We start from the raw sequence: 17,679 nt of genomic DNA on the forward strand, positions 1-17,679 counted from the left end.
GCATGTCAAACAAGGAGATGCCAAATGGGTGCTCACTGCTGCAGTCACGATACAGGCCCCCGTCATGACGATGGTCGTTACCGGCGCATTCTGTGGGTGGCGCTGCTGGTCAATCTGGCCATGTTTCTGATTGAAATCGGCGCCGGTCTCAAGGCCGGCTCGGTGTCGCTGCTGGCTGACTCGCTGGATTTTCTCGGTGACAGCGCCAACTACGCGATCAGCCTCTGGGTGCTGGGCATGGCGCTGACTTGGCGTGCCCGCGCGGCCCAGTTCAAGGCCTTCAGCATGCTGGTGTTCGGCCTTGGCGTGCTGGTCGCGGCGCTGTGGCAGGCCTGGCAGGGTGATGTGCCCAGTGCGCCGACCATGGGCGTGGTGGGTACGCTGGCGCTGCTGGCCAATGTGGGTGTCGCGGTAATGCTCTATGCCTACCGCGAGGGCGACAGCAACATGCGCAGTGTCTGGTTGTGCTCGCGCAACGATGCCCTTGGCAACCTGGCCGTTTTGGGGGCAGCGCTGGGGGTGTTCGGCACCGGCAGCGCCTGGCCGGATCTGCTGGTGGCCGTGATCATGGCGGGGCTGGCCGTGCATTCGGCGGGCGTGGTGCTGCGGCATGCCGAGGGCGAGCTCAACGCTGGACATGACCATGCGCACTGAACTGCAACAGGCGTTGGATCAGGCTTTCGCCGAAGGCCGCAAGGCGCTGGCCGGCCATGATCCAGTTGCAGCCTACGCCTGGCTGGAACGCGCCCATATCCTCAGCCAGCGCATGCCGCTGCGCCACGCCTGGTCGCACTGGCTGATGCTGCGGGCCGGCTGGCAGGCGCGTGACTGGCGCGAGGTGGCCGGACAGCTCCCGCGTATTTTCGCCGCGCTGCTCTTTTCGCGTATCTGGGTGCCGCTGGGCAACAGTGGGCGGGCACGGGTCAGCGCTTTCCAGCCGATGCCTGTGAGCGAGGAACTCAGGCGCCTGCTGGGCGAGCGCTAGCGATTTACTTGCTGGCCCGCAGGATGACGAACTTGGGCGTCGCCGCCACCTGCTCGACACCACGGAACAGACGCTTGAGCTTGGCGTGGTAGCCCAGATGGCGATTGCCGACGATCCACAGTTCGCCACCGGTGACCAGTGCGGCACGGGCCTGCTGGAACATGCGCCAGGCGAGAAAGTCGCCAACCACCTGCTGCTGGTGGAACGGCGGATTGCACAGCACCAGGTCGAGCGAGTCGGCGGCCTGTTCGGCCAGGCCGTCGCCGGCACGGATGCTGACACTGCGCTCGCCGAGTGCGGCCAGCCAGTTTTCCCGGGCCGACTGCACGGCCATGAACGACTCGTCCACCAGCGTCAGCTGCGCCTGCGGATTGCTCAGCGCATAGGCAATGCCGAGTACGCCGTTGCCGCAGCCGAGGTCGGCCACGCGCAGTACGCCAAGGGCCTTAGGCAGGTGCGGGAGGAAGGCACGGGTGCCGATATCCAGGCCTTCGCGGCAGAACACGTTGGCGTGGTTGACCAGTTCCAGCGCAGGTTTTTCCAGGCGGTAGCGGGTCGGGTAGGGCGATACCGGCACTGGCCGCGGCTCGGGCGTGGCTAACAGCAGGCGCGCCTTCTTCACCGCCAGCGAAGCCTGCAGCGGGCCGATGTACTGCTCCAGCAGTTCACCGGCGGCGCGGGGCAGGTGCTTGATCATGCCAGCGGCGACCACCCGGGCGCCGGGCGCCAGCTGGCCGTGCAGGCGAATCAGTTGTTCTTCCAGCAGGGCCAGGGTCTTGGGCACACGGATCAGCACCCAGTCGAACGGGCCTTCGGCTGTCGCGCTGGCCGGCACGAAGGTCACGCTGTCGGCGGGTAAGTCATTGCGCGCCAGATTCTTCTGCAGGGCCAGAGCGCCGAGGAAGGAGTCGCCGCTGCTGGTCACCTGGCAATGAGGCGCCAGCGCACAGCTCAGGGCGCCGAAGCCATCGTTGAGCACCAGTACCCGCGCGTCGCGAATCAGCCCCTGTTCGTGCAGGTGGTTGAGCAGGTACTCGTCGGCGGCATCGAAGGCCTGCAACGGGTCGTTGGTCTGGTCCGGCTGGCGGATCAGATCGAGTTGGGCGAAGGGCGTGCTGAATAAGGGCATACAGGCTGCTGGTCGTGGTCGGGCGCGCGGCGCGACGGATACGGGGTCTATCAATTGGGCGTCAGTATGACGGCCAGCGCCGACAACTTCATCCGCCAGTCAGCGGGCGCGTGGCTGGACGAAATGAAAACGGCGCCCGCAGGCGCCGTCTGTCCCACTGTCTGGTTCAGGGCTTTTGCTGGGCCTTGAGCAGATCGCGGATTTCGCTGAGCAGCTCCTGATCCTTGGTCGGTGCCGGCGGCACTTCCGGGGCTGCGGCCTCTTCGCGCTTGAGGCGGTTGATGGCCTTGACGCCCATGAAGATGGCGAAGGCGACGATGACGAAGTCGAGGACGGTCTGGATGAACTTGCCGTAGCTCAGCATGACCGCCGGGGCGGTGCCTTCGGCGGCCTTGAGGGTGATGGCCAGGTCGGTGAAGTCGACCCCGCCGATCAGCAGCCCTACCGGCGGCATGATCACATCGCCGACGAAGGAGGTGACGATCTTGCCGAACGCGGCACCGATGATGATGCCCACGGCCATGTCGACAACGTTGCCCTTGACTGCAAAGGCTTTGAATTCGCTGAGGATGCTCATGCTCTTGTGTGTCCATTCCTGGTGGAGTTGCGCGCCAGTGTAATGCAGTCCCAGTTCAGAGGGCGAGGTTGACCTCAGGTAGTGACTCGAAGCCTGGTCGGGCCAGCAGATAGCCCTGGAACAGCTGAATACCCATGCCCTTCAGCACGGCCAGTTCTTCGCGGGTTTCCACGCCCTCGGCGATCACTTCAACGCCCAAGCGGCGACACATCTGCAGCGTGCCGTCGACCAGTACCTGACGCACGCCGTCCTGATCGATGCCGCGAATCAGTTCCATGTCCAGCTTGAGCAGATCAGGCTGAAAGTCTGCCAGCAGGTTGAGGCCCGCATAGCCGGAGCCGAAGTCATCGATCGCCGTCTTGAAGCCCTGCTTGCGGTAGGCGTACAGAATCCGCAGCAGATGCTCGATATCCAGCACCTGCTCCTGCTCGGTCACCTCGAAGATGATGCGCTCCAGCGGGAAGCCAAAACGTGCAGCAGCCTCCAGGGTGGCGCGGATACAGGTTTCCGGCTGGTAGACGGCGTTGGGCATGAAGTTGATCGATAACAGCCCGGGCAGGTTGAGGCGCGCTCCCCATTCGACGGCCTTGACCCGGCAGGCCTGGTCGAAGGCGTAGAGGTTATCGGCATCTACCTGCTGCAACAGGGAGCCAGCCGGCTCGCCCTGTGAACCGCGTACCAGGGCCTCATGCGCGTAAACCTTGCGGTTTTGCAGGTCGCAGATCGGCTGGAAAGCCATGCTGATGGGGAAGTTCAGGGCCTGGCCGTCGCGGCAGGCACTACAGCGACTGTTCGACATGATGGAGCTCGTGTGATGACAGCACTCAGTTAAGCACAAGCCAGAGGCGTTCAGGCAAGGGCCTGCTAGGCTTGGTTCTGTCACCGGTGAGGACGAAGTCGTCATGCCATTGCAGAAGCATCCACTGGAACGCGAGTTCCCCGAGTACGCTGCCCAATTGCAGTTCCTGCAGGGAAGCGACGGTCATTTTCAACATCTGGTCGATGAGTACCACCGCCTGGATGAGCGAATTTTCACAGTTGAAGCAGGCCGTCAGGCCCTGGATGACTGCCTGTTGCTGGGTCTCAAACTGCAGCGTGTTGGGCTCAAGGATGAGATTGTCGAGCGGTTGCGCCAAGCCAAAGCCAGTACAGACCTGCACTGATGTTGATCAGGGTCAACGGCGACTCGGAGGTGGCTGGTTAGTCTGAACTCAACAGCCAACCACGGAGTTGCCCCCGATGCATGTAGATCACCACCCGCTGATTCAAGACTTTCCCGAACTGCGCGATGCTCTTCACGAGCTGCGTCAGAAAGACAATCACTTTGCCCGTCTGGCGGGTGAGTACGAAGAGCTCGACAAGCGCATCTGCCGCGTTGAAGACGGCGTTGAGCTGCTGGATGACGTGAGCCTCACCGGCCTCAAGCAGCAGCGAGTAGCGCTGAAGGACGATCTGGCGCGCATGCTGAAGAAATCCCAGGGCGAGTGCTGCGGTGCCTGCGGCGGCTGATTAGCCCGAGTCGTTTAAGAAACCCGATCAGGTCTGCCTGATCGGGTTTTTTTATTGTCATTGGCAAACTGCTAGAGTGCCGGCTCTGTCATTTCCGGGCTCTTGCACCATGAGCAATAGTGCCTCTGCCGTCCCTGCGCGGGTTAGTTTCCTCACGGCCTTTTACTTCTGGCTCAAGCTGGGCTTTATCAGCTTTGGCGGGCCGGCCGGGCAGATCGCAATCATGCATCAGGAACTGGTCGAACGGCGGCGCTGGATTTCCGAGCGGCGCTTCCTGCATGCGCTGAACTACTGCATGGTGCTGCCCGGCCCCGAGGCCCAGCAGCTGGCGATCTATATCGGCTGGCTGCTGCACCGCCACTGGGGCGGCATCGTCGCCGGGGTGCTGTTCGTGCTGCCCTCGCTGTTCATCCTGATCGCCCTGTCCTGGCTGTACATCGCCTATGGCGAGCAGCCGCTGGTGGCCGGGTTGTTCTACGGCATCAAACCGGCGGTGACGGCCATCGTGCTGCAGGCGGCGCACCGCATCGGCTCGCGTGCGCTGAAGAACAACTGCCTGTGGGCGATTGCGGGGGCGGCCTTTGTCGCCATCTTTGCCCTTGACGTACCGTTCCCGTTGATCGTGCTCGGCGCGGCGCTGGCCGGTTTTGTCGGCGGGCGTCTGGCACCGCAGCATTTTGCCGTCGGCGGCGGCCATGTGGCGCAGCAGCGCGATTATGGCCCGTCGCTGATCGACGACGACACGCCGCCGCCCGCTCATGCGCGCTTTCGTCTGTCGCGTCTGATGATCCTGCTGCTGGTCGGCGGATTGCTCTGGCTGTTGCCGATGGCCGTGCTGTGTGCGCTGTTCGGTTGGCATGGCACGCTGACGCAGATGGCCTGGTTCTTCACCAAGGCGGCGCTGCTCACCTTCGGCGGCGCCTATGCCGTGCTGCCTTACGTTTATCAGGGAGCGGTAGGCCATTACGGCTGGCTGACGCCGACGCAGATGATTGATGGTCTGGCGCTGGGGGAAACCACACCGGGGCCGCTGATCATGGTGGTGGCCTTTGTCGGCTTCGTCGGTGCCTATGTGCAGCCGGTATTCGGCCCCGAGTCGGCCTTTATCGGTGGCGCGCTGGCGGCGGTGCTGGTCACCTGGTTTACCTTCCTGCCCTCGTTTCTTTTCATCCTTGCCGGCGGGCCGCTGGTGGAGTCGACCCACAACGAGCTGAAGTTCACCGCGCCGCTGACCGGCATTACCGCGGCGGTGGTGGGGGTGATCGTCAATCTGGCCCTGTTCTTCGCCTGGCACGTGCTCTGGCCGCAGGGCTGGTCGGGAACCTTCGAGTGGCCGGCGGCAGTGATTGCTCTGCTCGCGGCGCTGGCGCTGCTGTGGTTCAAACGCGGGGTGATCGAGGTTCTGGCCGGGGCTGCCATGCTGGGCCTGCTGGTGCAGCTGCTGAGGTAACGCCTCAACAGTAAAAAGGGGCTCCGAGGAGCCCCTTTTGTTTTACGGTGCCTAGGTTAGTGGAACTTCTCGATGTCGCGAACTACACCGTCGATCACGCCTTTGAGGGTGTCGAGAGTGACCTGCTGCTTGTCGTTGTCCAGGTTTTTGCCGAAGCCTTTGCGCACCACCTGCAGAACGGGTTTTCCGGTGCTGGCGTCGATGAACTCGGCTTCCAGGTACAGCTCGCTGTTCTTGTCTCGTTCACCTGCCGCCGTCCAGGCAGCGGCGGCGACCAGGGCGATCGGCAGAATCTCGTAAGGTTTGAGCGACTCGGTGCTGGTCGAAACACCGGTGATCGCGGCGCGCAGGATCAGGGTCTGGCTGCCGCTGATGTTGGCACCGTTCTTCAGCTCGATCAGCTGGTACTTCTTGCCCAGTGCACTTCTGACCTGAGTGTTGGTGTAGCGATACAGCTCTTCCAGAGCCTGAGTGTTGACCTGTTCGGACGGTTTGGGCGCTGGGTAGAACTGCACGCTCTGCACCACCAGGTTACGGTAGTTCTGCTCCTTGAAGTTCGGGTCGACCCAGCGCAGTACTGGCTGGCCGGAAGCCGATTCGGTTTTCTCCAGCTTCGAGTAATCGCGCAGGTAGCCGGAGAATTGCTGCTGGTCCGTGTACTTGGCGGTGCAGCCGGTAAGGGTCAGGCTGCCCAGCAGCAGGGCAGTGGCGAGGGGGCGCAGTGTCGGCATGGCGGGTCCTTGTCATTGGAAGGAGTGTCCATTGGCAAGTCTTCGGCGCATCTGTCGTGACCGGCCAAACTGCGTGGAGATTGCAAGCTTTATGATGACAAAGCAATGAAGGCAGAGCGCTTTTGGCGTGTTTTCAGTGGTTACACCAGGCCGCCAAAGCGGAAGCCGCTGCCAACCCAGGCAAAGGCCAGCGCCGAGAGGGTGATCAGGGTAATGTGCCAGCCCAGGGCTGGCAGGCGTTCGGCAGTCAGGCGCGGGATCAGCACCAGGCGTGCATGCACGCCGAGGGCGGCGGTCAGCGCCAGCAGGCCGAGCTTGGTCTGGATCAGCGTCGCCTGCGGGCTGTCGCCCAGCCAAAGGGCATGTGGTAGCCACAGGCTGGCCAGCCACAGGCCGGTGACCACCTGCAGCAGAAGAGCCGGCAGACCGATCTTTTCAAAGATCTGCTCGAAGTTGCGGATGGCCTGTACATCGCCCCGTCGCAGGGCGCCCGGCAGAATGCCGAGGGCCAGCACCAGATGGCCGCCAATCCAGACGCTGGCGCCGAGCAGGTGGAAATACAGCAGGATGCGCATGGCCAGACTCCTTTTTGCGGCCAGTCTGCCCGAGCGTCAGTAGGCGCAGGATGATACGGATCAAGTCAGTCTTTGGTGTGCTGGCAGTGCGCAGTAAATTCATTTATGGACATCGGTCGGCCGAACAGGAAACCCTGAAAGTGCTGGCAGCCGTTGTCGAGCAGAAACTGGTGCTGTTCGGTGGTTTCAACGCCTTCGGCGATCACTTTCAGCTGCAGCTTGTCGGCCAGGGCGATGATGACCCGAGCGATGTCGGCATTGCTTGTATCGATGACCGCATCGTGGACGAAGGACTGATCGATCTTCAGCTGCTCCAGCGGGAAGCGGTTGAGGTAGCTGAGCGAGGAGTAACCAGTGCCGAAGTCGTCCAGCGAAAAGCTGATGCCGTGGCTGCGCAGGCGATTCATCTTGGCGATGATTTCGTCGATATTCTTGGCCAGCAGGCTCTCGGTCAGCTCCAGCTTGAGGCGCTGCGGGTTGGCGCCGGTTTCCAGAAGGATGCCGAGCACCTGTTCGACGAAGAGGTCCTCGTGCATCTGCTGCGCGCTGACATTCACCGCCAGAGTGAGGTTCGCCAGTGCTGGCTCCTTAGCCCAGGCCGCGAGGTGCTGGCAGGCCTGACGCAGTACGAATTCGCCCAGTGGCAGGATCAGGCCGGTGGCTTCGGCCAGCGGAATGAACTCGGCCGGCGAGACCATGCCGCGACTCGGGCTGTTCCAGCGCACCAGTATTTCACCGCCGATCACCTGCTTGCTGGCGTTGACCTGGGGCTGGCAGTAGACCAGTAGCTCGCCGCGCTGCAGACCATCGCGCAGGTCCTGCTCCAGGGCCACGCGGCGGTCGACGCTGGCCTGCATGCCGGGGTCAAAGAAGCGCAGGGTATTACGTCCTTCGGCCTTGGCCTGGTACATGGCCACGTCGGCCTGCTTGAGCAGCTCATCGAGGCCTGCGGTGTGCACATCGAACAGTGCTATGCCGATGCTGGGTGTGCTGTGGTACGGGCGCTCTTTGAGGCTGTAGGGACGGTTCAGCTCAGCGAGAATTTTCTGTCCGACCATTTCCGCCTGCATGGCTGTTTCCTGCGGCTCATCGCTCAGGTCTTCGAGCATCACCACGAACTCGTCACCGCCCAAACGTGCCACGGTATCGACCTCGCGCACGCTGTTGCGCAGGCGTTGCGCCACCTGTTGCAGCAGGTGGTCGCCCATGTCATGGCCAAGGGTGTCGTTGAGCGCTTTGAAGTTGTCCAGATCGATGAAAAGCAGAGCGCCCTGGCGCTGGTTTCGGGCGCAGCCCAGCAGGGCCTTACGCAACTGCTCCATGAGCAGACGGCGGTTAGGTAGTTCGGTCAGGGCATCGAAATAGGCCAACTGGTGGATACGCTCTTCGGCCAGTTTGCGTTCGGTGAGATCAGTGTTGGTACCGGAGACGCGCAATGCCTTGCCGTCTTCGTCGCGGAGGATAAAACCGCGCGACAGCAGTGGCACGTAGTAGCCATCCTTGTGCCGCAGTCTGAATTCCAGTTCGAAGCTCTGCACGCTGGAGCCGAGAATGCGTAGCAAGCTGGCATCGACCCGCTGCTTGTCGTCAGGGTGCAGCAGGCTTTCCCACAGGGCGATGGTCGACGGCTGCTCCTCGACAGCCAGGCCGATCATCTGCCACCAGCGCGGCGCGTAGTACACCGTCTGGCTCTGCAGATCCCAGTCCCAGGGGGCATCGTTGGAGCCAAGCAGCACCAGCCGCAGGCGCTCCTCGGATTTGCGCAGCGCCTGTTCGGTGCGCTTGAGCTCGGTGATTTCGGTGAAGCACACCACCACCTCACTGAGCTGGCCGTGATTGTCCAGTACCGGGAAGGCATTGCACATGGCCCAGACCAGACCGGTGGCGTCGTTGCGCTTGACCCCCACCACCAGGTTTTGCACGCGCAGGCGGTCGCGCAGTACCTGATTCACCGGATAGTTTTCCAGCGCCAGGCGGCTGCCATCGGCGTTGAGGAACTGCCATTGGGGATCAATAGCCTCCAGCCCTCGCATCTGCTCAAGGCTCAGCCCCAGCAGATCGCACGCGCGTGCATTGGCCTGGAGGATTTCCGAATGGGCGCCATGCACCACGACGCCGGCGGGAATGTGCTCGATCAGGTCGAGGTAGCGCTGCTCACTGGCCTGCAGCTCCAGTTCGATCTGTTTGCGGATGCTGATGTCATGCAGGGTGCCCAGGCAGTGGCTGAACTCTCCGGCGGCGGTATGCAGTGGCGTCAGGTGCAGCTCGGCCCAGTACAGCTCGCCGCTGGGGCGCTGCTGGCACAGTTCGCCCTGGAAGCTGGCCTCGCCGGCGAGGGCGGCGAGGATGGCGGCATGCTGTTGCGGATTGCTCAGCGGGTGGAGAAAGAAGTCACCGGGTTTGCCGATCAGCATGGCCTCGCTGAGGCCGCAGATGCTGAGCAACGCCGCATTGGCCATCACCACCTGCTGCAGGTGATTGGTAATGAAAACACCCTGCGGCAGATCGGCCATCAGCGCCGGCGCCAGTTCGCTGGGCAGGCTGGGTAGTAGCGGGGTGGCAGTCAGATCAAGGGTCATGATGTCTTGTCGTCACTCGGATAATGCAGAGCAGCGACGCTGCGCCTCTGGGACAGCTTAGACCCTGGCGCGTCAGTCCGTCGCCGGCCCGAGCATCAGCTCTGGCCGTACCCAGGCATCGAAGTCGGCGGCACTGATCAGGCCCAGGTCGAGCGCCGCCTGACGCAGGCTCAAGCCTTCGGTGTGGGCATGCTTGGCGATGGCTGCCGCCTGGTCATAGCCGATGTGCGGGCTGAGTGCGGTCACCAGCATCAGCGAGTGTTCCAGCAGTGCCTGAATTCTGGCCCGGTCGGCCCGGATGCCCCGTGCGCAGTGCACCTCGAAACTGTGCATGCCGTCACTGAGCAGGCGCACGCTGCTCAGGAAGTTGTGGGCGATCAGCGGTTTGCACACATTCAGCTCGAACTGCCCGTGGGCGCCGCCAAGGCTCAGCGCCACATCGTTGCCGAGCACCTGATAGCAGAGCATCACCAGCGCTTCGCACTGGGTCGGGTTGACCTTGCCGGGCATGATCGAACTGCCCGGTTCGTTCTCCGGCAGTTGCAGCTCGCCCAGCCCGCAGCGTGGCCCGGAGGCCAGCCAGCGCACATCGTTGGCGATCTTCAGCAGGGTGGTGGCCAGGGTTTTCAGGGCGGCGTGGCTGCTGACCAGCGCGTCGTGGCTGGCCAGGGCGGCGAAGCGGTTGCCCGCGCAGCGCAGTGGCAGGCCGCTGTCCTCGGCCAGCATGGCGGCGACCCGCGCACCGAACTGCGGGTGGGTGTTGAGTCCGGTGCCCACGGCGGTGCCGCCGACCGCCAGTTCGCACAGGGCATCCAGGCTGGCGGCGATGCTCCTTTCGGCATGGCCCAGCTGGGCGACCCAGGCCGATATCGCCTGGCCGAGGGTCAGCGGGGTGGCATCCTGCAGGTGGGTGCGGCCGATCTTGATGACGTCGGCGAACTCGCCGGCTTTTTCCGCCAGGCACTCGCGCAGCCGGCGCAGCGCCGGCAGCAACTGGTCGCACAGGCCGTGCAGGGCGGCAAGGTGCATGGCGGTGGGGAAGATGTCGTTGGATGACTGGCCGAGGTTGACCTGATCATTGGGGTGCACCCGCCGCTGCTGACCGCGCTCGCCGCCAAGCAGCTCGCTGGCGCGGTTGGCCAGCACCTCGTTGACGTTCATGTTGCTCTGGGTACCGGAGCCGGTCTGCCAGACGCTGAGCGGAAAGGCGTCGGCATGTTGGCCGGCCAGCACCTCGCCGGCCGCTGTGGCAATGGCCTGTGCAACCTCAGCCGGCAGCAGGCCCAGCTCGCCATTGACCTGTGCACAGCATTGCTTGACCTGCACCAGGGCGATGATCAGCTCGGTCGGCAGGCGCTCACTGGAAATCGCAAAGTGCAGCAGCGAGCGCTGGGTCTGCGCGCCCCACAGAGCATCGCCGGGAACGGCAATGGTGCCGAAGGAGTCGCATTCGATACGGCTGGTTGCACGCATGAAGAACCTCCCGGCAGCGGGCTGAGGCGGCCGCTGCGTTCACTGGAGAGTAGTTCAGCCGGTGCGCTGGGTAGACGTGCTGGACGAGCGGCTCAGTGCGGGCGCTGGTTGATCAGATAGGTCAGCAGGCTCGGGTCTTCGGCGTCCACCAGTTGCTGCAGCGAGCGGAAGGGCAACTGTTCGAACATGGCCTGCCAGAACGGCACCGCCAGCGGGTCCTGAGGATAGAGGCTGACGATCCAGCTGTGCTGACTGGCCAGAATCACCTGCTCCACCAGCGCACGGCCGATGCCCTGACGGCGGTACTTCTTGAGGATGAACAGGTCGGCGAACTCCAGGGCATCGACGCCGGGCAGCTCGCTGCGCTCGATCAGCAGGAAACCGGCGATGAAGCCATCGACCAGAATCAGTTGCGCACTCCAGTCTTCGCGCTGCCAGTACAGTGCCAGGTAGGGATCGTGCACATAGAAGCGGCCATCAGTCTCGACATCCTCTTCCTCCCAGTCCGACGACTCGTAGGCGTAGAACTGGTAGAGGTTGCGAATCAGCGGCAATTGCTCGGCGCTGGTCTGGATCAGCTGGATTTGCATGACGGGCGACTCGTGGTCGGGTGGAAGGCTATTATCGCCGCTTTTCCAGCAGGCGGAGACTTCCATGGCCAAGGCCAAGCGCATGTATGGCTGCACCGAGTGCGGCGCTACCTTTCCCAAATGGGCCGGGCAGTGTGGCGAGTGCGGGGCCTGGAACACCCTGACCGAAACCATGATCGAGAGTGGTGGCGCCGGCGCACCGTCCGGGCGCGGCGGCTGGGCCGGGCAGCAGGCGCAGATCAAGACCCTGGCCGAGGTCAGCGTCGAGGAGGTGCCGCGCTTCTCCACGGTCTCCGGTGAGCTGGACCGGGTACTCGGCGGCGGCCTGGTAGATGGCTCGGTGGTGCTGATCGGCGGCGACCCGGGCATCGGCAAGTCGACCATTCTGCTGCAGACCCTGTGCAACATCGCCCAGCGTCTGCCGGCGCTGTATGTCACCGGCGAGGAGTCGCAGCAGCAGGTGGCCATGCGTGCGCGGCGCCTGGAACTGCCGCAGGACAAGCTCAAGGTGATGACCGAGACCTGCATCGAGTCGATCATCGAGGTGGCGCGCCGCGAGCAGCCGAAGGTGATGGTGATCGACTCGATCCAGACCATCTTTACCGAGCAGCTGCAGTCCGCCCCCGGTGGCGTGGCCCAGGTGCGCGAGAGCGCGGCGCTCTTGGTGCGTTTCGCCAAGCAGAGCGGTACGGCGATCTTCCTGGTCGGCCACGTCACCAAGGAGGGCGCCCTGGCCGGCCCGCGCGTGCTGGAGCATATGGTCGATACGGTGCTGTATTTCGAGGGTGAGTCCGACGGTCGCCTGCGCCTGCTGCGCGCGGTGAAGAACCGCTTCGGCGCGGTCAACGAGCTGGGCGTGTTCGGCATGACCGACAAGGGCCTCAAGGAGGTCACCAACCCCTCGGCGATCTTCCTCACCCGTGCTCAGGAGGCGGTGCCTGGCAGCGTGGTGATGGCCACCTGGGAAGGCACCCGGCCGATGCTGGTGGAGGTGCAGGCGCTGGTCGACACCAGCCATATGGCCAACCCAAAACGCGTGACACTGGGTCTGGATCAGAACCGCCTGGCCATGCTGCTGGCCGTGCTGCACCGCCACGGCGGCATCCCGACCTATGACCAGGACGTGTTTCTCAACGTGGTCGGCGGGGTGAAGGTGCTGGAGACGGCGTCGGACCTGGCGCTGATGGCGGCGGTGATTTCCAGCCTGCGCAACAAGCCGCTGCCGCATGATCTGCTGGTGTTCGGCGAGATCGGCCTGTCCGGCGAGATCCGCCCGGTGCCGAGCGGTCAGGAGCGACTGAAAGAAGCCGCCAAGCACGGCTTCAAGCGTGCCATCGTGCCCAAGGGCAATGCGCCCAAGGAAGCACCGGCCGGCTTGCAGGTGATTGCGGTGACGCGCCTGGAGCAGGCGCTGGACGCGCTGTTCGAATAGGCCCGAATCAGCTCTGGATGTGCCGGGCCACTTCGATGATGTAGCCGATGATCGGCTTGGCGGCGAAGGCGAACAGGCACAGCCCCAGGCCGAGGAACAGGATGGCGGTGCCGAGGCGGCCGGCCTTGGACTTCTTCGCCAGGTCCCAGATGATGAAGGCCATGAACAGCATCAGGCCACCCACCAGGGTGTACATCATCAGGGCTTCGAACTGTTCGGTTTCCACGTCGACCTCGCCGGGGGATTCGTAACGGCCGGCGATTATACGGGCAGGCGCGGGCCTTCGACAGACGACAGAGTGTCGCTCTGTCGGATGCCCTTCAGCTGCGCAGGTGGTCCAGCGGCAACTCGGTGCTGGCCAGTACCTGATTGAGCACGAAGCTCGAGCGCACGCTGGTCACGCCCTCGACGCGGGTCAGGCGGCCGAGGAGGAATTTCTGGTAGTGGTCCATGTCCGGGACCACCACCTTGAGCTGGTAGTCGGCATCCATGCCGGTGACCAGGCAACACTCCTGCACTTCCGGCCACTGGCGGATGGCGGCCTCGAAGTTCTCGAAACGCTCGGGGGTGTGCCGGTCCATACCGATCTGCACGTAGGCGGTGAGGGTCAGGCCGAGCAGTTTGCGATCGAGCAGGGCGACCTGACGGGCAATGTAGCCGTCGTCTTCCAGCTGCTTGACCCGTCGTGAGCAGGGCGAGGCGGACAGACCGATGCGCTCGGCCAGCTCCTGGTTGGAGATGCGCGCGTCGCGCTGCAATTCGGCAAGGATGCGCAGGTCGTAGCGGTCGAGTTTGTTCATGACTGGCCTGATTTTTTGATTGATTGCATGTTTATTCTTGTTCTTGGTGATTTATTGCGCAAGTGATGTTGATGTTGGCAATCTTCGCAAACAATCTCCCCGTCCTTCTGGGTAACCTTTGTTCCAGTTTCAAGGCCCGGACAACACAGTCCGACCGCAGCGGCCAATCAGTTGCTGCGGCGCCGCCGATCCCACCGGGTCGCGCAGGCCACCGGGTCCGCACCGTCCAATCAGACGGGCGATAGGCAAGGGTGTCACAAGCACCTGGGAAGGACACAAAAAAGGAGGCCAGAGGCCTCCTTTTTTGTGCGTGCATGTTTTAGGCGGTCTGTCAGATCAGCCCGCCGAGCAACAGCAGCCAGTAGGCCAGAATGCCCAGCTGGATGAAGAAGCCGGCAAAGCGAAGCCAGACGAACAGCGGACTGGTGCTGATCAGGTGCATGACCGACTGGAACAGACGGGCACCCAAGAGCAAGCCCGCCAGTGGGTCGGTCAGCGCGGTCTGTCCGGCAGCGATGGCATAGAGCAGTACGGCGGCCTGCAGCGGCAGGTTTTCCAGGCAGTTGGCGTGCACGCGCACCAGGCGCTGGCCGAAATCACTCGGGGTGTTGCTGCCATCCGGGGCGAAGGCGTTGACCTTCATCTTGCCGGTCATAACCATCAGGCCGCGCTGGTTGACCAGCAGCAAGACCAGAACCAGGGCCCAGGCCACCAGACCGAGCAGCGCGCAGGCAGTTGCCGTCAGCGTCATGTGAAGCTCCTTGTGTTGTCGTTATAGGGGAGTCGCGGCGCCAGCTTAGCGTTTTTTAGAGTAAAAACTCTAGTTGTCTGCCCCGGTCTTTTGCTCAGTCTGCCGGGGTTTCCACCGGGTCCGGGTGGACCAGCACTTCGGCGCGAGGGAACTCGACATGAATGGCGGCCTCGACGGCTTCACACAGGCGATGGGCCTCCACCAGCGGCAGGTTGGCCGGCAGCTCCAGATGCAGTTGCACGTACCAGTGGCTGCCGGAAATGCGTGTGCGCAGGTCGTGGGCACCGATCACGCCGTCCACCGCGCAGACCAGTTCGTGCATGCGCTCGCTGACTTCCAGCGGCAGCTCCTGGTCCATCAGTACCGCCACCGACTCGCGGGCGATACCCACGGCACTCCACAGGATGTAGGCGGCAATGGCCAGACCGAACAGCGCGTCGAGCTGGCTGAAGCCGATGCCGGCGAGGATCAGGGCGAGCAGGATGCTGCCGTTGAGCAGCAGGTCGGAGCGGTAGTGCAGGGAATCGGCGCGGATCGCCGTGGAGCCGGTCACGCGGATCACATGGCGCTGCAACAGCAGCAGGCCGGCGGTCAGCGCCAGCGATAGCAGCATCACGGCAATGCCCAGTTCGGCCGAGCCGAGGGGCTGTGGATTCTGCAGGCGTTCGACTGCCTGGGCACCCACCAGCACGGCGCTGACGCCGATGAACAGTGCCTGGGCCAGTCCGGCCAGGGCCTCGGCCTTGCCATGCCCGTAGCGGTGATCCTCGTCGGCCGGCTTCAGGGCGTAGTGCACGGCCAGCAGATTGAGGAAAGAGGCGGCGCTGTCCAGCAAGGAGTCGGTCAGGCCGGCGAGCAGGCTGACCGAGCCGCTCAGCCACCAGGCCACTGCCTTGGCCACCACCAGGGTGATGGCCACCGCCAGCGAGGTGCGCGTGGCCAGTTTGAGCAGGCGGGCATGCCGGGCGTAATCGGTCATCGTCAGGCCGCCGGGCGCAGGCCAAAGGCCGCCAGTTGCTGCGGGTTACCGCGCTGTTCCAGCAGGCGCGGGTCGTCCAGCGGCAGGCGGCGGCCCAGCTCCTCTTCCAGCAGGGCCTTGAGTTTCAGGCGATCAACCTGCCCGTCGGCGCCCAGGGTGTTCTGCAGTTTTTCCGGAGCGACTGAGTACTTGCCCTCGGGGAAATAGATGGCGCCGGTGGCGAAGTCGATGCCGAAGGCGATCAGGCCGGGGATGATGTAGAACAGCAGACCGACGGCATTGGCGGCGACAATCGCCGGATCAAGCTTGCCTTCGATCTGGCCGCGGCGGTCCGGGTAGAACAGGGTGCCGCAGGCGGTCAGTTGAGTAAGCAGGGTGGTGCCGAGGGCGGCGCAGAGCAAACGGGTGGAAAAACGCATGGAAACCTCCTGACGCAATGGCGCGAACTATACCCCAGCTCGCCTGGGGTTATGCCTGTGAACCCGTTTACGAGCTCCTGGCTGTCGGCCATACCGCGTTAAAAACGATCTCGGAATGCTCATTTACCATTCGTAAACTGCGCTTCCTCGCCCGTTTTTGCCTTGTCTGGCTCTAATCCAGGAGCTCGTAAACAGGTTCTGAGACCACCTGTCCCGGCCCGGGTTCGCCCTATAATCGTCGGCCTTGTGTGGAGGAACGATGAACCGCCTGCCGATTGATGACGTACTGCCGGCCCTGCGCGCGGCTTTGAGCGAGCGTGACGAAGCCGTGCTGGAGGCCCCGCCCGGCGCCGGCAAGACTACCCGTGTGCCGCTGGCGCTGCTCGACGAGCCGTGGCTGGCCGGGCAGAGCATCGTCATGCTGGAACCGCGGCGTCTGGCCGCGCGCGCCGCCGCCGAGCGCCTGGCCAGCGAGCTGGACGAGCCGGTCGGCGAGACGGTGGGCTACCGCATCCGCCTGGATAGCAAGGTTGGCCCACGCACCCGCATCGAGGTGGTGACCGAGGGCATTCTTGCCCGCCGCCTGCAGGACGACCCGGCGCTCGAGGGCGTCGGGCTGGTGATCTTCGACGAATTCCACGAACGCAGCCTGGATGCCGATCTGGCGCTGGCGCTGACCCTCAATGGCCGCGAGCTGCTGCGCGATACGCCGCTCAAGGTGCTGCTGATGTCGGCCACGCTGGAAGGCGAGCGGCTGTCCGCGCTGCTCGGCGAAGCGCCGGTGGTATCCAGCGAAGGGCGCATGTACCCGGTGGATATCCGCTGGGGCGCGCCCTGGCAGCCGGGCGAATGGATCGAGCCGCGCGTGGTACAGACGGTGCTGCAGGCGCTGAGCGACGAGTCCGGCAGCCTGCTGGTATTTCTTCCTGGTCAGGCAGAGATCCGCCGGGTGGCTGATCAACTGGAGGGCAGTCTGGCCGGGCGAGCGGATGTGTTGCTCTGTCCGCTGCATGGCGAGCTGGAACTCTCCGCACAGCGTACGGCCATCGAGCCGGCACCGGCCGGCATGCGCAAGGTGGTGCTGGCCACCAATATCGCCGAGACCAGCCTGACCATCGACGGCGTGCGTGTCGTGGTGGATGCGGGCCTGGCGCGCGTGCCGCGCTTCGACCCGGCCAGCGGCATGACCCGTCTGGACACCCTGCGCATCTCAAGGGCTTCGGCCACTCAGCGCGCCGGTCGGGCCGGGCGTCTGGAGCCGGGTGTGTGTTACCGCTTGTGGTCGCAGAGCCAGCACGATCAGCTGGCCGCCTACGGTGAGGCGGAAATCCTTCAGGCCGACCTCGCCGGGCTGGCTCTGCAGCTGGCGCGCTGGGGTGTCGAACCCTTTGATCTGGCCTGGCTGGATGTGCCGCCGCCGGCTGCCTTCGCCCAGGCCCGTGATTTGCTGGCGCGCCTCGGTGCGCTGGATGAGCGCGGCGTACTCACGCCCCACGGGCAGGCCATGGCCGAGTTGCCGGCGCATCCGCGTATTGCCCATCTGCTGCTGCGCGGTCAGGCACTGGGGCTCGGGGCGCTGGCGGCTGATCTGGCGGCGCTGCTCTCCGAGCGTGACATCCTGCGCGGCGCTGGCGCCGACCTGCACAGCCGCCTGAGCCTGCTGGCGGGGGAGTCGCGGGCGTCGGGGGCTCCCGCGGTGG

Annotated in this window: 20 protein-coding genes; 7 read left to right on the top strand and 13 right to left on the bottom strand. The window is 64.2% G+C overall.

Annotation, left to right across the window (positions count from 1 at the left end):
* The first annotated feature begins 24 nt into the window (after positions 1-24).
* Positions 25-654 carry a cation transporter gene (locus CK486_RS17140; RefSeq protein ID WP_095941517.1) on the top strand — a complete coding sequence of 210 codons (630 nt, stop codon included), beginning with the start codon at positions 25-27 and terminating at the stop codon, positions 652-654.
* Positions 644-985 (top strand): DUF3703 domain-containing protein, encoded by a 342-nt coding sequence (locus CK486_RS17145; RefSeq protein WP_095941518.1) that lies wholly within the window; start codon positions 644-646, stop codon positions 983-985. The genes CK486_RS17140 and CK486_RS17145 overlap by 11 nt, the downstream gene beginning before the upstream one ends.
* Before the next feature lie 4 nt (positions 986-989).
* Here CK486_RS17145 and CK486_RS17150 read toward each other — a convergent pair whose 3' ends face one another.
* From CK486_RS17150 to CK486_RS17160, 3 genes are all read right to left on the bottom strand, one after another.
* A complete protein-coding gene (locus CK486_RS17150; protein WP_095941519.1) occupies positions 990-2,114 on the bottom strand; it encodes a class I SAM-dependent methyltransferase in 1,125 nt (374 codons plus the stop codon).
* Positions 2,115-2,280: 166 nt separating this feature from the next.
* Entirely contained in the window at positions 2,281-2,691 is a 411-nt protein-coding gene (gene mscL, locus CK486_RS17155; protein WP_095941520.1) for a large-conductance mechanosensitive channel protein MscL, read from the bottom strand.
* A 55-nt stretch (positions 2,692-2,746) separates the two neighbouring features.
* Entirely contained in the window at positions 2,747-3,490 is a 744-nt protein-coding gene (locus CK486_RS17160; protein WP_218192112.1) for an EAL domain-containing protein, read from the bottom strand.
* Positions 3,491-3,593: 103 nt separating this feature from the next.
* Here CK486_RS17160 and CK486_RS17165 point away from each other — a divergent pair, with 103 nt between their 5' ends.
* The 3 genes from CK486_RS17165 to chrA all read left to right on the top strand — a co-directional run bounded on the left by CK486_RS17165 (position 3,594) and on the right by chrA (position 5,650).
* Positions 3,594-3,854 carry a YdcH family protein gene (locus tag CK486_RS17165; RefSeq protein ID WP_095941521.1) on the top strand — a complete coding sequence of 87 codons (261 nt, stop codon included), beginning with the start codon at positions 3,594-3,596 and terminating at the stop codon, positions 3,852-3,854.
* 76 nt (positions 3,855-3,930) lie between these two features.
* Positions 3,931-4,200, top strand: a complete 270-nt coding sequence (locus CK486_RS17170; RefSeq protein ID WP_095941522.1) for a YdcH family protein — start codon at positions 3,931-3,933, stop codon at positions 4,198-4,200.
* A gap of 109 nt (positions 4,201-4,309) precedes the next feature.
* Positions 4,310-5,650, top strand: a complete 1,341-nt coding sequence (chrA, locus tag CK486_RS17175; protein WP_095941523.1) for a chromate efflux transporter — start codon at positions 4,310-4,312, stop codon at positions 5,648-5,650.
* 56 nt (positions 5,651-5,706) lie between these two features.
* Here the strand turns inward: chrA and CK486_RS17180 are convergent, their stop codons facing one another.
* The 5 genes from CK486_RS17180 to CK486_RS17200 form a co-directional block, all read right to left on the bottom strand.
* Complete coding sequence (locus CK486_RS17180; RefSeq protein WP_095941524.1) at positions 5,707-6,381, bottom strand: DUF3313 domain-containing protein; 675 nt, start codon at positions 6,379-6,381, stop codon at positions 5,707-5,709.
* Positions 6,382-6,521: 140 nt separating this feature from the next.
* Positions 6,522-6,956 (bottom strand): CopD family protein, encoded by a 435-nt coding sequence (locus CK486_RS17185; protein WP_095941525.1) that lies wholly within the window; start codon positions 6,954-6,956, stop codon positions 6,522-6,524.
* 65 nt (positions 6,957-7,021) lie between these two features.
* On the bottom strand, positions 7,022-9,535 hold the full coding sequence (locus CK486_RS17190) for an EAL domain-containing protein (protein ID WP_095941526.1): 2,514 nt from the start codon (positions 9,533-9,535) through the stop codon (positions 7,022-7,024).
* A gap of 72 nt (positions 9,536-9,607) precedes the next feature.
* A complete protein-coding gene (fumC, locus tag CK486_RS17195; protein WP_095941527.1) occupies positions 9,608-11,008 on the bottom strand; it encodes a class II fumarate hydratase in 1,401 nt (466 codons plus the stop codon).
* Positions 11,009-11,100: 92 nt separating this feature from the next.
* On the bottom strand, positions 11,101-11,598 hold the full coding sequence (locus tag CK486_RS17200) for a GNAT family N-acetyltransferase (protein WP_095941528.1): 498 nt from the start codon (positions 11,596-11,598) through the stop codon (positions 11,101-11,103).
* A 64-nt stretch (positions 11,599-11,662) separates the two neighbouring features.
* Here CK486_RS17200 and radA point away from each other — a divergent pair, with 64 nt between their 5' ends.
* The gene (gene radA, locus CK486_RS17205; RefSeq protein WP_095941529.1) at positions 11,663-13,030 is read left to right on the top strand and encodes a DNA repair protein RadA; all 1,368 of its coding nucleotides are present in this window, start codon (positions 11,663-11,665) and stop codon (positions 13,028-13,030) included.
* A 7-nt stretch (positions 13,031-13,037) separates the two neighbouring features.
* On the opposite strand, the gene CK486_RS17210 is transcribed toward radA, so the two are convergent.
* The 5 genes from CK486_RS17210 to CK486_RS17230 form a co-directional block, all read right to left on the bottom strand.
* Positions 13,038-13,256 (bottom strand): DUF2788 domain-containing protein, encoded by a 219-nt coding sequence (locus tag CK486_RS17210; RefSeq protein ID WP_371915511.1) that lies wholly within the window; start codon positions 13,254-13,256, stop codon positions 13,038-13,040.
* Between the two features lie 94 nt (positions 13,257-13,350).
* On the bottom strand, positions 13,351-13,830 hold the full coding sequence (locus CK486_RS17215) for an Lrp/AsnC family transcriptional regulator (RefSeq protein WP_095941530.1): 480 nt from the start codon (positions 13,828-13,830) through the stop codon (positions 13,351-13,353).
* Between the two features lie 331 nt (positions 13,831-14,161).
* Positions 14,162-14,581 carry an MAPEG family protein gene (locus CK486_RS17220; protein WP_095941531.1) on the bottom strand — a complete coding sequence of 140 codons (420 nt, stop codon included), beginning with the start codon at positions 14,579-14,581 and terminating at the stop codon, positions 14,162-14,164.
* 94 nt (positions 14,582-14,675) lie between these two features.
* Positions 14,676-15,560, bottom strand: coding sequence for a cation diffusion facilitator family transporter (locus CK486_RS17225; protein ID WP_095941532.1), 885 nt, complete (start codon positions 15,558-15,560; stop codon positions 14,676-14,678).
* 2 nt (positions 15,561-15,562) lie between these two features.
* Positions 15,563-15,979 (bottom strand): polyribonucleotide nucleotidyltransferase, encoded by a 417-nt coding sequence (locus tag CK486_RS17230; RefSeq protein WP_095941533.1) that lies wholly within the window; start codon positions 15,977-15,979, stop codon positions 15,563-15,565.
* A 259-nt stretch (positions 15,980-16,238) separates the two neighbouring features.
* Between CK486_RS17230 and hrpB the strand changes: the two genes are divergently transcribed.
* On the top strand, positions 16,239-17,679 hold a 1,441-nt coding region (gene hrpB, locus CK486_RS17235), incomplete at its 3' end, for an ATP-dependent helicase HrpB (RefSeq protein WP_095941534.1).

Origin of the sequence: Pseudomonas sp. HAR-UPW-AIA-41 (genome assembly GCF_002304225.1) — a bacterium.
GTDB lineage: Bacteria > Pseudomonadota > Gammaproteobacteria > Pseudomonadales > Pseudomonadaceae > Aquipseudomonas.

Bases quoted from the DNA above. Each gene is read 5' to 3' on its own strand.
- CK486_RS17225 (WP_095941532.1), bottom strand. From the start codon at position 15,560: ATGACCGATTACGCCCGGCATGCCCGCCTGCTCAAACTGGCCACGCGC.
- CK486_RS17230 (WP_095941533.1), bottom strand. From the start codon at position 15,979: ATGCGTTTTTCCACCCGTTTGCTCTGCGCCGCCCTCGGCACCACCCTG.
- fumC (WP_095941527.1), bottom strand. From the start codon at position 11,008: ATGCGTGCAACCAGCCGTATCGAATGCGACTCCTTCGGCACCATTGCC.
- CK486_RS17185 (WP_095941525.1), bottom strand. From the start codon at position 6,956: ATGCGCATCCTGCTGTATTTCCACCTGCTCGGCGCCAGCGTCTGGATT.
- mscL (WP_095941520.1), bottom strand. From the start codon at position 2,691: ATGAGCATCCTCAGCGAATTCAAAGCCTTTGCAGTCAAGGGCAACGTT.
- CK486_RS17220 (WP_095941531.1), bottom strand. From the start codon at position 14,581: ATGACGCTGACGGCAACTGCCTGCGCGCTGCTCGGTCTGGTGGCCTGG.
- CK486_RS17140 (WP_095941517.1), top strand. From the start codon at position 25: ATGGGTGCTCACTGCTGCAGTCACGATACAGGCCCCCGTCATGACGAT.
- CK486_RS17160 (WP_218192112.1), bottom strand. From the start codon at position 3,490: ATGTCGAACAGTCGCTGTAGTGCCTGCCGCGACGGCCAGGCCCTGAAC.
- CK486_RS17200 (WP_095941528.1), bottom strand. From the start codon at position 11,598: ATGCAAATCCAGCTGATCCAGACCAGCGCCGAGCAATTGCCGCTGATT.
- CK486_RS17170 (WP_095941522.1), top strand. From the start codon at position 3,931: ATGCATGTAGATCACCACCCGCTGATTCAAGACTTTCCCGAACTGCGC.
- CK486_RS17215 (WP_095941530.1), bottom strand. From the start codon at position 13,830: ATGAACAAACTCGACCGCTACGACCTGCGCATCCTTGCCGAATTGCAG.
- CK486_RS17180 (WP_095941524.1), bottom strand. From the start codon at position 6,381: ATGCCGACACTGCGCCCCCTCGCCACTGCCCTGCTGCTGGGCAGCCTG.
- CK486_RS17165 (WP_095941521.1), top strand. From the start codon at position 3,594: ATGCCATTGCAGAAGCATCCACTGGAACGCGAGTTCCCCGAGTACGCT.
- radA (WP_095941529.1), top strand. From the start codon at position 11,663: ATGGCCAAGGCCAAGCGCATGTATGGCTGCACCGAGTGCGGCGCTACC.
- CK486_RS17145 (WP_095941518.1), top strand. From the start codon at position 644: ATGCGCACTGAACTGCAACAGGCGTTGGATCAGGCTTTCGCCGAAGGC.
- chrA (WP_095941523.1), top strand. From the start codon at position 4,310: ATGAGCAATAGTGCCTCTGCCGTCCCTGCGCGGGTTAGTTTCCTCACG.
- CK486_RS17150 (WP_095941519.1), bottom strand. From the start codon at position 2,114: ATGCCCTTATTCAGCACGCCCTTCGCCCAACTCGATCTGATCCGCCAG.
- CK486_RS17190 (WP_095941526.1), bottom strand. From the start codon at position 9,535: ATGACCCTTGATCTGACTGCCACCCCGCTACTACCCAGCCTGCCCAGC.